The 15,417-nt window shown below is 33.2% G+C and carries 13 protein-coding genes; 2 read left to right on the plus strand and 11 right to left on the minus strand.

The genetic code is table 11. The features are described 5' to 3' along the window. Positions 1-4: 4 nt before the first annotated feature. The 7 genes from Q1A60_RS12725 to Q1A60_RS12755 form a co-directional block, all read right to left on the minus strand. On the minus strand, positions 5-757 hold the full coding sequence (locus Q1A60_RS12725; protein ID WP_299766347.1) for an SDR family oxidoreductase: 753 nt from the start codon (positions 755-757) through the stop codon (positions 5-7). Positions 758-1,584: 827 nt separating this feature from the next. Then, a complete protein-coding gene (locus Q1A60_RS12730; RefSeq protein WP_299766345.1) occupies positions 1,585-2,202 on the minus strand; it encodes a hypothetical protein in 618 nt (205 codons plus the stop codon). 2 nt (positions 2,203-2,204) lie between these two features. Next, entirely contained in the window at positions 2,205-2,702 is a 498-nt protein-coding gene (locus Q1A60_RS12735) for a sigma-70 family RNA polymerase sigma factor (protein WP_089371791.1), read from the minus strand. 275 nt (positions 2,703-2,977) lie between these two features. Beyond that, a complete protein-coding gene (locus Q1A60_RS12740; RefSeq protein ID WP_299766341.1) occupies positions 2,978-5,626 on the minus strand; it encodes a choice-of-anchor I family protein in 2,649 nt (882 codons plus the stop codon). 173 nt (positions 5,627-5,799) lie between these two features. Beyond that, the gene (locus Q1A60_RS12745) at positions 5,800-6,219 is read right to left on the minus strand and encodes a DUF1801 domain-containing protein (RefSeq protein ID WP_299766339.1); all 420 of its coding nucleotides are present in this window, start codon (positions 6,217-6,219) and stop codon (positions 5,800-5,802) included. A gap of 76 nt (positions 6,220-6,295) precedes the next feature. Then, complete coding sequence (locus Q1A60_RS12750) at positions 6,296-6,895, minus strand: DUF1801 domain-containing protein (RefSeq protein WP_299766337.1); 600 nt, start codon at positions 6,893-6,895, stop codon at positions 6,296-6,298. 7 nt (positions 6,896-6,902) lie between these two features. Next, positions 6,903-7,916, minus strand: coding sequence for a DUF1028 domain-containing protein (locus Q1A60_RS12755; protein WP_299766335.1), 1,014 nt, complete (start codon positions 7,914-7,916; stop codon positions 6,903-6,905). Positions 7,917-8,110: 194 nt separating this feature from the next. Here Q1A60_RS12755 and Q1A60_RS12760 point away from each other — a divergent pair, with 194 nt between their 5' ends. Further along, on the plus strand, positions 8,111-8,686 hold the full coding sequence (locus Q1A60_RS12760; protein WP_299766333.1) for a hypothetical protein: 576 nt from the start codon (positions 8,111-8,113) through the stop codon (positions 8,684-8,686). Between the two features lie 40 nt (positions 8,687-8,726). Next, positions 8,727-10,886 carry a TonB-dependent receptor gene (locus Q1A60_RS12765; RefSeq protein WP_299766331.1) on the plus strand — a complete coding sequence of 720 codons (2,160 nt, stop codon included), beginning with the start codon at positions 8,727-8,729 and terminating at the stop codon, positions 10,884-10,886. 100 nt (positions 10,887-10,986) lie between these two features. On the opposite strand, the gene Q1A60_RS12770 is transcribed toward Q1A60_RS12765, so the two are convergent. From Q1A60_RS12770 to Q1A60_RS12785, 4 genes are all read right to left on the minus strand, one after another. Continuing rightward, complete coding sequence (locus Q1A60_RS12770; protein WP_299766329.1) at positions 10,987-11,889, minus strand: hypothetical protein; 903 nt, start codon at positions 11,887-11,889, stop codon at positions 10,987-10,989. Between the two features lie 117 nt (positions 11,890-12,006). Then, positions 12,007-12,747, minus strand: coding sequence for a LytTR family DNA-binding domain-containing protein (locus Q1A60_RS12775; RefSeq protein ID WP_299766327.1), 741 nt, complete (start codon positions 12,745-12,747; stop codon positions 12,007-12,009). After that, positions 12,740-14,602 (minus strand): histidine kinase, encoded by a 1,863-nt coding sequence (locus tag Q1A60_RS12780; protein ID WP_299766325.1) that lies wholly within the window; start codon positions 14,600-14,602, stop codon positions 12,740-12,742. The genes Q1A60_RS12775 and Q1A60_RS12780 overlap by 8 nt, the downstream gene beginning before the upstream one ends. Positions 14,603-14,883: 281 nt before the next feature. Continuing rightward, positions 14,884-15,417: T9SS type A sorting domain-containing protein (locus Q1A60_RS12785; RefSeq protein WP_299766324.1), on the minus strand; the 534-nt coding region annotated here is incomplete at its 5' end.

The raw sequence follows: 15,417 nt of genomic DNA on the forward strand, positions 1-15,417 counted from the left end.
GAAATTAAAACTCTTGAACTGCAGGACGAATTACTATTTCGTTTACATCTACATCCGAAGGTTGTTCTATAGCAAATGCTATCGTTCTTGCGATAGAGCTCGATGGAATAGCGATCTCGTAAAAATCTTTTACAAAATCAGCACTTTCTTTATGAGAACTACCGTGTTTTAATTCAGAATCAATAAGTCCTGGTTCTATTGTAGTGGTTCTGATATTTCCTCCTACTTCATGACGCAATCCTTCTGATATAGCACGAACGGCATATTTTGTTCCGCTGTAAACAGTTCCTCCAGGACTAAATACTTTTATCCCTGCAACAGATGATATATTAATAAAATGCCCTGACTCTTGTTTTTGAAAAATAGGTAAAGCAGCTGCGATACCATATAGCACTCCTTTTATATTAATATCTATCATACGATCCCATTCATCTATTTTAACCTCGTTCATAGGAGCAATAGACATGAGTCCTGCATTATTGATAATTACATCTACTTTACCAAATTCTGTTACAGCTTTATCTACTAAATTCTGTACTTGTTCTTTTTGGGTGACATCTGTTTTTAGAAAAACAGCTTTCCCATTTTCTTGTGCATTAATTTCTTCAGAGATCGTTTGTAGACGTTCTTCTCTACGAGCCCCTAAAACTATATTAGCTCCTTTAGAGGCTAAATGACGAGCTGTAGTCTCTCCTAATCCACTACTCGCACCAGTAATGACAACGACTTTTCCTTTAATATTATTTTCTAAATTCATCTTGTTTATTTTTTAAATTATATTATTCTGATTTATATAAACAAAAGTACTATCAGTATGTAGGATTGAAAATGGAGAAAGCGTCCTAATGTATGGACAATTAGATCATATAAGTTGTTTTAGATCGTATAAAACTATTGAAGGAAAAAATCATTTTAAAATTGATTCTAAACATGATTTTACAGACGCAAAGTAGAACAATTAAAATATGCTATCGCTAAACACTTTTCTTTCTTAAAAAGAATCCTTCTAGAGGAATTTGAAAAAGAAAAAGCGTTGAATAAGAAGTGTGATGGGAGTATTAAATATAAAAAGAGGCTGTAAGAGCCTCTTTTTATTGATACTAGTAGTTAATCTACTTGTTATTTTATTCTTGAGTTTTTTCCTCTTTTTTACGAGGTTTTAATACAGCAACCTTTATTTCTTGATCTTTATCCATATAGAAATCAGGAGTATATTGCCCAGAAATGACTAATTCCATCATTTGCATTCCTTTAACTCTTGTTCCATTTTCAGTATAGACAGCTATAGATTCTCCATCTAGTGTAATTTGCTTAGTAGATAGGGAAGCCTACAATTCCAAGCAATAATGTGATCATTTTCTAACACTTTATTACAAATAGAGCATTTGCTTTTCCCTTTAATGATTATTGCCATTTTGCTTATTTTTTTGAAGTTTCAAATCTGATTTTTCATTCACTTCTAGAGCATTGTAAAATAATATAAATAGTTCAGAGTTGGCTTTCGCGAAAGCGTATTAGATACATTCAAAAAAAGCCTAAACATTTATACAGATGTTTAGGCTTTTGAGCATAGTTTCCCAAAAACTATACTTCCATTTTTTTAAGTTCCTTATAATTGCGGTCTAAACGTTTTGTTAAAATGCCGTATACTCTACTATATACTAACCAGAAAATACCTGTAATCATGATAGTAAGAATGGCTGTTATTATGATAAGAACTGTTTTATTAATTTCTTCAAATGCTTCAGGATTACTATTTACAATGAGGGCCGTTGTAAAAATGGCTGCTATGACAAATAAGGTCATACTTGAATAGATATAATATTTTACTGTTTTTCGAGTGTTAAGAATATTTTTCATCAACTTCCGAGCGGAATCGGTACTTGCTATTTTTTTAAAATTTATATAAAACTTTGTAATAAAAAATAACAAAACAGCTATATGTACAATAAGAAATATGGTTTCAAAATTTCGTAGGTTTTCTGACTCCAACTTTAAATCTCCTCCAAATTGAAAGTCTCTGAATAATAATGAAATGATCATCCAGAATGAAAACTCGATCATACTGATGATAAATATCCATTTTACAACAGAAGACGATTTCTTCAATAACATGGGGTATATATCTTCTTTGCTAAGTTTAGGAAGTGTTTCATCCTGCTTTTGCCACTGCTTTTTTAATAATTCTAATTCATCTACCATAACTATGATGGGTTTACTAGTTTTTTAAGCTTTCCTTTTACACGATTCATTTTTACACGGGCATTTACCTCGGTAATTCCCATCGTCTCAGAAATCTCTTTATAATTTTTATCTTCTAAATAAAGAAAAACTAGGGCTTTTTCTATATCGTTTAAATCTTTGATCGCATTGTACATGACTTTCAATTGTTGTTCTACAGTATCATCATACTCTTCTGAAGAGATACGAAACATTACATCATCAAAATCTTGTGTCTGCACAGTACGTTTAGACTTTCTGTATAAGGTAATTGCTGTGTTTAGAGCCACACGATACATCCATGTACTAAATTTTGCGTCTCCTCTAAACTTCGGAAACGCACGCCATAATTGTATTGTCACTTCTTGAAATAGGTCGTTATGCTGCTCTCGATTATTGGTGTATAATCGGCAGACTTTGTGTACAATGTTCTGGTTTTCTTCCAGAAGTGTTACAAATTTCTCTTGTAAATCTTTCTCCAATGATTGATCGTTAGTTACCTATTGGTAGGGGAATTTGGTGTAATGTTACAAAAACTATGAGTTTTTATTTTAACTGTAGTAGTGATTTCTATTTTAATAGTGATGCGTACGCTTTATCGCTTTGCTCTCCCTATGGTCGTGAATCTCACAAGTTCGATTTCGCGAAAGCGTATATATGCTGATTTTCATTTTAATACAAACCATTAGAAAACGAAAAGCCCCCTGTACGAATACAGCGGACTCTTCTCCCTAATTAATAATTAAAATGTTTTTTCTTATTTAATCATTACTTTTTGTGTTGTACCATTATCAAAATTGATAAGATAAACCCCTGTTTTTAATGTGTTGATCTGTACTTGAGAAGCTAAAGGACTGCTTGCCACTTGACGGCCTACTAAGTCATACATCACAAAACCACTTTCCTTGCTGAAGTATAAAGTTCCGTTTGATGTTGGGTTTGGATAGATTGTAATGGTCTCATTACTTATAGTAAATTCTTCAGTACTCAGGGTATCGTTTTCAAGTGTATATATTGAAATAGTTGAACTTACTTCATTTGCTACTACAATAAGTCCTTTCCCAGTGGCATTATCTTCTGGAGCTATATAAATTACACCTTCTGGTGCAAGATCTCCTTCTGGATTTTCGATGTCTATTGTAGTATCTCTATTATTTACATAGGTTTCAAAAGTAGGCGCTGTTGGGTCAGTTACATTGAATACAGCAATTCCTCCAATTCTTTCTAAACCTACAAATGCGTACCATTGTCCAGCAATTTCTTTTACGATGACAGCTTCTGGCTCAGGCCCTTTATCATCAGAACGATTTTTGAATACATTTTCATCGTCTGTTGTATTAAAAATGACTCCGTATACAGGGTCTTCTTTTACGATACGTTCTAATACATCTTGACTATCATATACAATAGCCCCTGTATCTGCATTTACAATAGAGAATGAACGTCCGCCATATGTGTGTATAAGATCAATATCACCGTCACCATCTGTATCTCCTGTAGCATTTGTAGTACGGAGTCTTCCTAACGTTTCATCCATTTGAAGGAAATGAGCATTTGGATAGGCGGTTGGGTCAAGGTTGAGATCGTTTATACGAACTTCTTCACTAAAACCATCGTAATCCCTAGCGTCTCCTTCATTTGCAATCACAATATAATTTGTTCCACCTACTGTATAATTTGCAATAGCATCTGGTTGATACATTCCTACAGTATTCCAAGTAGACATAAATACAAAGTCAAGTCTATTGGAAACATCTAATGCGTTTTCTTCTAGAGAGTGGTCTTTAACGCCCCAAGCTTCAACAGCAGTAATGCTGGGTGTTACCAAATCTACAATGGCATATGCATTATTTTCTTGAAGAGACACATAAGCGATTGTACTATCATCTGTAACGGTAATAAATTCTGGTTCTAAGTCTTGAGAGATAGAAGCCTCTGGGCCAAAAATACGGACGCCTGCTGCTTCTAATGCTGCTTGGTCTGCATCAAAATTAGTAAAGGTAAGTGAGGTTACTTCTGCTTGTGTTAATGTTTCAATTCCTCCAGTAATGTCAATAACTGAGATCGTCCCTTCAGGATCAATCGTATAGTCATCGCTAGGCTCTCCTTCGTTAGCCACCAATACTTTTGTTGCATCTGGCGTAAATGTAACCATATCTGGCAGCGAACCAACTTCTACATTACTTAATACAGTCCCGTCTGTATCTATAAATACAATTTGGCCATTTCCTTGATCGGCAGCTCTTACAGCTACAGCTACAGTACCATTATAAGCGCTTACACTGGTTACTTCATCTCCAAAGGTGCTCATATCTATAGCGGGTAGCGTAGTGAGGTTTAACGGATCATTAAAGTCTATTACTTCCACAGTGTTGTCTCCAGCGTTAGAAACAAATAGTCTATTTGACTCCATATCATGAGTCACTATTTCTGCTCCGTTAACTTCTATATTCGTCGTAAAAGACATTCCTAATACATTTGCTGCATTTGGCGTTTGTAATTCATCATCAAGAACATACACCGTATGTGTTGTGAATTCTCCTTCTTCTGCACCTATGCTATTTTCTAAGGCTAGTGCGATATAATAATCTTGGTTTGGATCTGTATTATCTGCAAGATTCATCATCACATTTTGTGTTGTTGCACCATCTGCAGTAAATGTGAGTGTGGTTGTATTTAACACGAAAGAGCTTTCAAGATCATTTGTTAGAGTTACTGTAATAACTACAGTTGCATCTGCCGCTTCCGATATAGATACAGGAATTGTCACGACTCCATCATTTTCAGATACCTGCGTTAATTCTTCATTAAAAGAAATAAGAATTGGTGCTTCTACACTATACGTTCCTAATGGGAATGGGATCTCAGCGTTTTCATTATCTGATTCGTCATCTAAAGCATTAGGACCACTAAAGCTCCAATGATCTATCATAAATGTAGCTCCATCTGCTGTAGTACCACTATTTCGATATGCCCAGCCATCTTGATACTCCCAATCTTCTCCACTTCCATCTACATTACTATCTCCAAATACATCGATGATCATTCCGTTATTAAATAACTCAATAGCATCATCTCCATTTACATTAGCTGTATCATCTACAAATGTAGGGTCAAATCCAAAAAAGGTATTAAAGTTAGGTTGTTCACTAGCAATGTATATAAAGTCACCTGCTGAAGCATTTCCTGAGAGAAAAAATTCTTCACCATCTGTGCCGTCGCCATTATTGGCAGAGCCTATAGCATAGGTAGATAAATCTGGAATATTGTTTAGTACATAAAGCTCTATCGCTTTAGGGGTTCCTCCAGTTAGTGTAGCATCTACAACACCTGTGATTAAGAGGTCTTGTGCTTGAATGATAGTAGTAATACTTAATAAGAATACTAAAAAATAGTTTTTTTTCATAACGAGTTTTATAAGATTGATAGCCCTAAAAATACTAGGACATCATTCTAATTACTTGAAATTAACGTTACGAAAGTTTTACGCTTTATAGGGGTGTATATAGGAATTTACATTTCTGAAATGTTTCGGTAAAATAGGAATAACATAGCTATAAATAGACCAATTTATGGCTGTTATTTATGGTATTTAGTTCTCATATAATCGACTGATTGGTGGATGAGTTCTTTAAGAATATCTAAATCAACATCGGCGAGTTTATTTATATATAAACAGGCTTTACTGGTTTTATGTTTTCCTAGTTTTTTTAGTAAGGAATCAAAATTTGCAAAGCCAGGCATGATATATAAACTTATATTTTGCTTACGCGGAGAAAAACCAACAATAGGCCATTCTCCTTCACGACCGCTCTTATATACATAATGGTAGGAATCAAAACCAACGATACTATCTCCCCACATTTTTGGTGCTACGCCTGTCACTTCTGTGATGAGTTTTAGTAATATAAAACCATCAGCTTTTTTTACGGGATGTGCAACAGCATTTAGAAAATCTTCTACAGAGGCATCATTTACTTTGGTTTTTACATCACTCATGAGTTTATGTTTAGGAGTTTTAAAGTGTATGAGGTGGACTATTTAAAAGTTTAGGTCTTTAATGTCTATCTTTTATTTAACAATTCTTATACTTATCATTTAGTCCTATGCCTTCTAGAATCATAGGAATACATTTTTCTAATCTTCGCAGTCTTGTGGTTTCTTGTTTAGCTCTGCCAATATGTTCTGCGTATTCTCTTTGTTTTGAGGGTGTCAAGGCTTCAAATGCGGTTTGTAAGGTTCCCGCTTTCGCGAAAGCGGACTCCAATTCAACAGGGATAATAATTTCTTTTTTAGATCTATCGGGTTTTACTTCTTTCCCATCTTTTGCATTTTGAATGGCTTCTAAGAGGTATTCTTTCAAGATCGTTATGTCTATGTCTTCTATAGATTCGTAATGTAAGGAGCGCATTGCTTTGGTCTTTCCATCTTGTGCATTGCGCAATAACTTTTTAGAATCTTTTAGAAATACACCTTGGAAAAACCAAACGCCAAAATGGTTTTTAAAATTCCCTACACCTATTACATTACGACCTTGTATCGTATAGCAGGGGAAATTCCATTTCCATTCTTCTGTAAGTTCAGTATCATTAATAACAGCACGTAACTGCTGTATGCCTTCTAGCCAAGGAGATGATTTTGTATAATACTGTTCTAGTTTTTCTTCATAGGTCATCTAAGTCTTAACTTTTAATAATTTTTATTGTGTGTATTTCATTTGCTCCTGTAATACGAAGGAAATAAACTCCTTTTTTATAGGAACTACTATCTATAAGCTCTCCAGAGTCTATTCCTGAAAATTGCGTTTGTAAGTGTACGCGTTTTCCACTTACATCAAATACTTCAAGTTTAGAAATAAATGTAGAAGGAGGTAAGACTACTTGAAACTGATCTGACACAGGGTTAGGGAATACCTGCACTAAATCTTCAAGAGTGTTGTCTTGAACAGATAATACAAAGTTATCGTAGAGTATTTGAAGAGAATCGATAGGTTCTTCACCAAATGGCATTTCTTCGATATTTAATCGTAATGTAGGATCTCCGGGAGCGTCTGTTTCTTGATATACTACCAGATATGCAGCCGTAGATGAGGTACCTCTATCCAAGCATCTCATATCTGCTCCTGCAAAGTTAGCTCCTTGCATGGCAGCCATAAGCTTATCTGCCAATGTTCCTTCTGTACTATTAAAATTATTCTCCATATTAATGAGTACAGTTTCATTTAATAAAATATTTCCTTGAACACTATAGGTAGCTCCTTGTCTATCATCTTTAAAATCGTCTGCGAGGCTTCCAGTAAAGCCAGCGGTTCTTGGATTTCCATCTGGATCAAAATCGGCAACGCCATATTGTCTAAACTCAGGATTGAAATCTTGAGAACTACAATCATCGTTATTAATTAAATACTCAATAATCTCATCAGGAGAAAGACCTGATTCCATTTGATCAATAGCATTTGCTAAATTGGTATTAGGTATGCATACAAATGCTTGAGAATTTACGCCTCCACGTCCAGGAATAATGTCTGTAATGATATCGATAAGTCCTCCAAATTGTCCAATGCCGTCTACACAGGAAGCTCCTGCAGATCCGACTTCACCTGTATCAGGGTCTACAGCGATAATAGAGAATGTATCCTGAGCATAGGTAACAAAACTTAAAAATAATGCAATGAGTAATACGTAATTTTTTTTCATAGTATAACAATGTTTATTGACATTAAAGTTAATCAATTACGAGCAATATTCTCAAGTGTTTAGGAGAGATTTATATCCTAATTGTACTAGGAATATACAATTGAGAATCAAAAAATGACGGTTGAGTAGTTTATGCTTTCGCGAAAGCGTAAGAAGTAACACTTTTGTCCTGTAACCAATAAAAATATAGTAGTATGATCTCTAAAGCACAATTAAACGAAGCACGATTAGATGTCGCTCAAAGAGCAAAACAAGGCATTGATTTTATTACAGCAGCTACCCTTATTTGGGTACTTATTACCATTATATGGAGTACAGAAATGACATTAGAAACTAAAAATATAGCGACACTAGCTGTGGGAGGGATTATGATGCCGCTGGCGTTTTTATTTTCAAAAATATATAAGTCACAATGGAAAATGAAAGATAATCCTATACATCCATTAGGGTTACTCCTTAATATCGCGCAATTATTTTACTTTCCTATTCTAATACTAGTAATCAAATTTACACCTACCTATTTTCTTCCTGTATTTATGATCATAACTGGGGCTCATTTCTTTCCATATGCTTGGTTTTATAAACAGCCTATGTATGCAATTATGGCTGGGGTTATATCTGTAGGCACTGTCGTGTTAAGTTTTACAGTACTCACCGAATCACCTATGCTAGCGCCTTTAGTAATGGCTATCGCATTAGCAATACTTACGATTATATTATTTGTTTCTAATAGACACTTAGCACAGGCTTCTGAATATCGTATAGTATAAACCATTCATCATCATCAATCAAAATAATCAACCCATTATCATGAATTATCTATTTGCTTTATTTTTCTTTTTATGTGCTTCGACGTATGCACAAACAACAATCTCCGGGACGGTAACAGATCCTAAAGGAATTCCTATTGAGGGTGCCAACGTATATCTAGACGGTACTTATGATGGTGCTTCTAGTACTGTAGATGGTACGTTTAGTTTTACCACAAGTGAAACAGGAGATCAGGTACTGATCGTTACTTTTTTATCTTTCGAGACGTATTCCTTTTTTGGACCTGTGTCAAGTATGAAAGAATTGCCAATTAAACTTAAAGAAGATATTAACTCCCTAGATACTGTAGTAATTTCTGCAGGGAGTTTTGAGGCAAGTGATAATAGTAAAATTTCTGTACTAAAACCGCTGGATGTAGTGACAACAGCGAGTGCTTTAGGAGATTTTGTAGGTGCCTTACAAACACTGCCAGGTACGACTACTGTTGCTGAAGATGGACGTCTTTTTGTGCGTGGCGGTGATGCAGGAGAAACACAAATTTTTATAGATGGGATTCGTGTATTTACACCGTATACACCTACTACTAATAATATCCCTACACGAGGGAGATATAGTCCGTTTTTGTTTGATGGGATTACATTTTCTACAGGAGGCTATTCTGCCGAGTATGGGGAGGCACTCTCTAGTGTCCTTTTACTAAATACGGTTGATGAGCCAGATCAAAACAAAACAGATATATCTATTATGTCTGTAGGAGGTGGATTAGGAATGACAAGAAAATGGGAGAAATCTTCATTGAGTTTGAGTACTTCTTATATTAATTTAGCACCTTATATAGAAGTGTTTCCAGATCGCAACGATTGGTCAAAACCTTTTGAAGCACTTTCAGGAGAAGCTGTGTATCGCTATAGAACAACCGATGGCTTATTTAAATTGTATACAGCTTTTGATACGTCAAATTTTGAACTTACTCAAGAAGATATAAATCTAGAAGATGGATTGGATTTTAAATTAAAGAACAGTAATTTATATGTGAATACCTCATATACAGGTGTGTTATCAGATACGTGGAGTATACAAACAGGAGGGAGCTATACGTTTGCTAAAACCGATGTAGGAGTTATGACTAACGATATCGATAATACAGAAAACTCTGCACATTTTAAACTCAAAGTTAAAAAGCGTTTTTCAAGTCGTTTTAAGTTATCAATGGGAGCAGAGCAGTTTATCACAGATTTTAATGAAGATTTTAGCGGTGTTTTTAATACACAGACTATTGGTGATTCTTATGGCTATGATAGTGCTATCAGCGCATTATTTACAGAGGGAGATGTGATATTTTCTAAAAAACTAGCATTAAAGGCTGGATTACGAGGTTCGTATACAAATCTAACGGATCAGTTTACGATCTCTCCAAGAGTTTCGTTGGCGTACAAAACAGGTAAGAAAAGTCAGTTGTCATTAGCGTATGGAGATTTTTATCAAAACCCTACGAATGATTTTCTAAAGTTTAGTCAAGAATTAGAAGCACAAAAGACACAGCATTATATATTGAACTATCAATATAATAGTAATGGGCGTATTTTTAGAGCAGAGGCTTATCGAAAATCATATGACAACCTTGTTACTTTTGATACTGATTTTGCAGGTGTAGATAGTGTATTTGAGAATGGAGGAGATGGGTATGCTCAAGGACTAGATCTTTTTTGGAGAGATAATACGAGTATTAAAAACATGGATTATTGGGTGAGTTATTCGTTCTTAGATTCAGAAAGGCAATATCTTAATTTTCCAGAGCAAGCAAGACCTTCATTTGCTAATACACATAATTTTTCGGGAGTGGTTAAATATTTTATTACAGATTGGAAGTCTCAAGTTGGTTTGAGTTATCAATATGCTTCTGGACGTACGCATACCAATCCTAATGTACCTGGTTTTTTACAAGAAGAAACTAAGTCATTTAATAGCCTTAGTTTAAATTGGGCTTATTTATTGTCACAACAAAAGATTTTATATGTGTCTGTAAATAATGTCTTAGGATTTAATAATGTAAATGGATTCCAGTATAGCAATACGCCAAATGGAAATGGGACTTTTGATAGAAGAGCACTTACTCCCGCTGCCGATCAATTCTTTTTTGTAGGTTTTTTCTGGACTATCAGTGATGATAATAACAGTAATCAATTGGATAATTTATAAATAAACCTATAAGATTATTTTATAGATTTTCTAGTAGTATAATTAAAAAAGCCACATCTAAACGTTTAGATGTGGCTTTTTTAATTAGGATTTTTATTGATTATTGTAGAAAATTTGTAAAATCAAAATTATATTCTGAATATAGACATCTTCTATTTTTCTTAGGTCTTGCTACGATAACTAGATCGTTTGTAGTATTAATATATGATTGATCTACAGTGATTTCATCCGTTTGAATAACTTCAATAATTACTCCAAATGTTGATATAGAGACCCAATGACGGAAATAACCAGTATTTTCATTTACCCCTTCAACTAATGGATGTGCCGTAGAAGTAACTGATCTATATTCAGTATCTGTAATTCCATTTGGGAAATATAATTCTAAACAGTTTTTATTTATAATAGTGTTCATGAATTCTTGTCTTAAACTTTCTACATATTCAAAACAATCTGGATCTATAGTAGCTGTTTCATTACTATTAGCTATTTTAAAATTATTAATTGTATTGGGGTTTAGTATATTTCCAGGTGGATTGCTTCCTGGAGGTGGGGTTGCTGTAGCTCCTCCTGGTCTTATACAATCCAATGCAACTAATAAAAAGTAATTATAACTTCGTCTAAAAGCATCTTTAAATGGATCTGTATCTGGTATATCACTGCCTAATAGATCATTTATTAATACAGATGGTTTTTGTTCAGCAACTGGACCTGGAACTGGGGTGATTTGATCAATAACACGTTCTCTTGCCTCTGGATTATTATGTATTGCAGCTGCGGCAATATAAGAAACCCATTGCATATGATTTTCTAATTCAATACTCTCTGGAGATAATAAAGGATCATAAAATCGTTCTCCTCCCTGAGTCGTTTGATCAGAACCTGATGTTTCAATTATAAAGTTGCTTGAATCATTTTCAATAATCGGTTCTTGATCAACAGTACACGATATTGCTGAAAATAATAATGCGATTAATACTAAATAGGGATTTAGTGTTCTCATAGTTTTTTAATTTTAATTATAGGGTAATGATACTACATTTTGATGCAAAATCATGATGTTCTTATATAAGTGTATCTGTTTATTTCATTTTCGTATGCGTTCATTTCATTTTTGATTTTAATCAAAAATTCTTTTTAACACATAGTCTTTTCTTCTACTAGAAACGGGAACTTTAAAATCTAGATGTACTACAAGTATTCCTTGCTTATTGTATTTTAGGACATGTTTCTTATTTACTATATATGATTGATGGCATCGTATAAATGATTCTTCAGAAAGGATTTCTTCTACTTTTTTTATAGATTTTGAAACCATAATCTTTTCCATTTGCTGTGTGTAAAATGTAGTGTAATTCCCTTCAGATCTACAGTAAATAATATCATCTTCATAGATGGCATATACATTATCACTGGTTTTAAGAATAACTCTTTTGTTTTTTACACCGCTAAAGTATTCACTAGAGATCTCAATAAGTTTTTCTAAGTGATTTTCTTGTTTTTCTTGCGTTGTTACTTTTCGAAGTGCATCTATAAACTCATCCATTTCAATAGGCTTTAAGATATAATCTAAGGCTCCTACTTTAATAGCTTTAATAGCATGCATATCATATCCTGTGATAAAGATGACATCAAAATCTTTAAAAGAAGTTTGTTTTAAGATATCAAAACTAGTACCGTCTCCTAAATTAATATCAAGTAGTAAGAGTTGAGGTTTAAGTTGTTCTATCACTTTTATTCCTGAAGCAACACTATCTGCTTCTCCTATAATAGAAATCTCATTTTTAAAATGTGAGGCTATTTTTTCTCTTACATCTGCTCTTACACTGGCTTCATCATCAATAATAATTGTTTTAATCATGCTCTGTTTGTTTATATGGAATTAAAAAAGAAGTGATCATTCCACTAGTAGAAGGATCACGATCCTTTTTATTTATGTCGTTAATTTTCTGTTTGGTTGCTTTTTCTATAAAATTAGCAATCAATGTTGTTGATACCGATTCTTTATGAGAATTGACTTTAGATTGTATACCTATACCATTATCTTCAATAATACATTTTATAAATTCTTTTTTCAAGGATAATGTAATATGAATCTTTCCTTTATAGTTTATTCCTTTAAATGCATGTTCTATACTGTTTTCAATATAAGGTTGTATAAGCATAGGAGGGATAAATATAAACTCATCCTCTTCTAGATCTTGTAATGTAATAGTATAAGTATACTTTTCTGGAAAACGTAACAATTGTAAATCCATGTATTTACGAAGAGACTCTAATTCTTTTTCAAGTAAAACATAATTATTTGTAGAATTTTCAAGTATGAGTCGTAACAATCTTGAAAATTTCAAGAGATAATTGACAGCACCTTGCGGATCTTTTTTAATCGTATTCTGAATAGCATATAGCGTATTAAAAGTAAAATGAGGATTCATTTGAGAACGTAATAAGCGTTGTTGCATTTGCAGGCTCATTTTATCAAACGTACGTTGGCGTTTTTTATAAAAATAAATACCTAAGGTAATTAGTAGGCTAGATATTATAAAAACAATTAACAACTGTATTTGAGTTTTTGCTTTTTCTAGTTCTACTTGCTGTTTTTCAATTCGGATAGCTTCTTTTTCTTTATAAGAAGATTCTAATGACTTTAAACCTTTAGAATATCTTTCTTCATATCTCATCTCTTGATACTTTGCAATGGTATCTAAATGATTTTGAGTTTCTTTATAATTAGATTTGGTTTCGTAGGCATATCTTAACTTATAGCTTAAAAGTTGTCTTGTTTTATCATTTGAATTGCTCAATTTATCTTCCTGAGATGCTTTATCTAAATAAAACTTAGCAGAGTCATAAACTTTGAGGTCTAAGTATACTTCTCCTAAATTAGAATATAATTGTGTATATTCTGTAGTTAAAAAAGGTGTTTTTTCTAAGTGATTTATAGCTGATAAGCCTTTATGATAATAATCTCTTGCTTCCTTATATCTCTGATCTAAATGGAGGTAATATCCATATTGTGTATATAGTTGTCTTTTTAAGTCAAAGTCAAGTTCTTCTTTTAAAAGGAGTAATTTTTCTAAAGTAGAATATGCTTCTTCTTTATTAAGATATAAAAACTGTAATTCTGTTTTTGTAATTGTGGTAATGATGACTCTTTTAGTATTCTTTAATTCTTTATAGGTCTCAATACTTAAATCTATATATTTAATCGCTTCTTGGTATTTTTTTGATGCTTTATAAGTCTCGATGTATTGATAGTATACCCTAAGTAAATTCGTATTATCCGATTCTTTAATTAACGATTCAAAACGTCTTGTAATAGCGATGCACTCTCCATATTCTTGAAGTTGTTGATGTGTACTCCATGCATTAAAAAAATACTGATACTCTCTATCACTTTGAATAGAATCTTTGATACTTTCTATTGCTTTATAATGATAAACGGCAGCACTATCAATTTGCCCTTTTTTAGAATAGTAATCTCCGATTAAAAAATCATTTTCAGATTTTAAAGAATCTGGTAGAGAAGGGGTCGATTTAATAAGTCGTGCTACGTCCCTTAGATATATCAGTGTAGAATCTGATAAAGTTTCAGAAGATTTTTTTTGTAAAAGGCTAATAGTTTCTTCTGTACTTTCATTTGTAGGTTTTTGACTAGTACATGCAACGAGTAGACAGCTTAATAAAAAACAGTATAGGAATGTATTTTTTATCATAGATCAAACTTACAGAAAATGTCAAACTAATGGTAACTCTTTATTATATATTACTGTATGCCAATTTCACTCATGTCTAGGATATTAGATTATTTTAAGAATATCTAAGCAATTCATTTGTATACTATCATAGATAAATAGGAGGGAAGTACTTTATTTTTATGTCCATATAGGATAGATATTTTATACGCTTTCGCGAAAGCGTATAAAACCAATTTTCTATAAAAACAAAGAAGCCTCTGCAATAGAGGCTCCTTTTGTCAATGTATGCATAAAATGCGCTAGTGAATAATTAATTTTTCTGTAAATGATCCCATATCTGTTTCTAGACGAAGGATATAAGGTCCTTTACTTATGTTCGATACTGGTAGTTGTATTGTACCTGTTCCAGTTTCTGGTTTCCATTGTTGTATTACTTGACCAAGCATAGAGTACAATGTAGCATTGTTTACATTATTACGCTCATTCTTAGTAATCGTAATATATTTTCCTTGCGTATTGAAGCTTACAGTAACACTGTGAAGGTCTGTTTCTTCTTCTAAAGACACATTTTCTTCTTGTACTGCGATGTCAGTATCCTGTTCGTCAGCCTCTGTTTCTTCTTCTGTATCTGTAGAAGTATCTTCTTCTTCAGAAGTGTCTTCTTCTTCTTCAGTATCTGTTTCAGAAGTACCATCTCCTTCTTCAGTATCAGTATCAGTTGTGTCAGTCTCTTCTTCTGTTTCCTCTCCTTCAGTATCTGTCTCTGTCTCTTCACCAGTACCAGTCGTTTCTTCTTCCTCTTCTTCTTCCCATTCTCCAGAAGTCTCTTCACC

Source organism: uncultured Dokdonia sp. (assembly GCF_947492535.1).
Classification (GTDB): Bacteria; Bacteroidota; Bacteroidia; order Flavobacteriales; family Flavobacteriaceae; genus Dokdonia.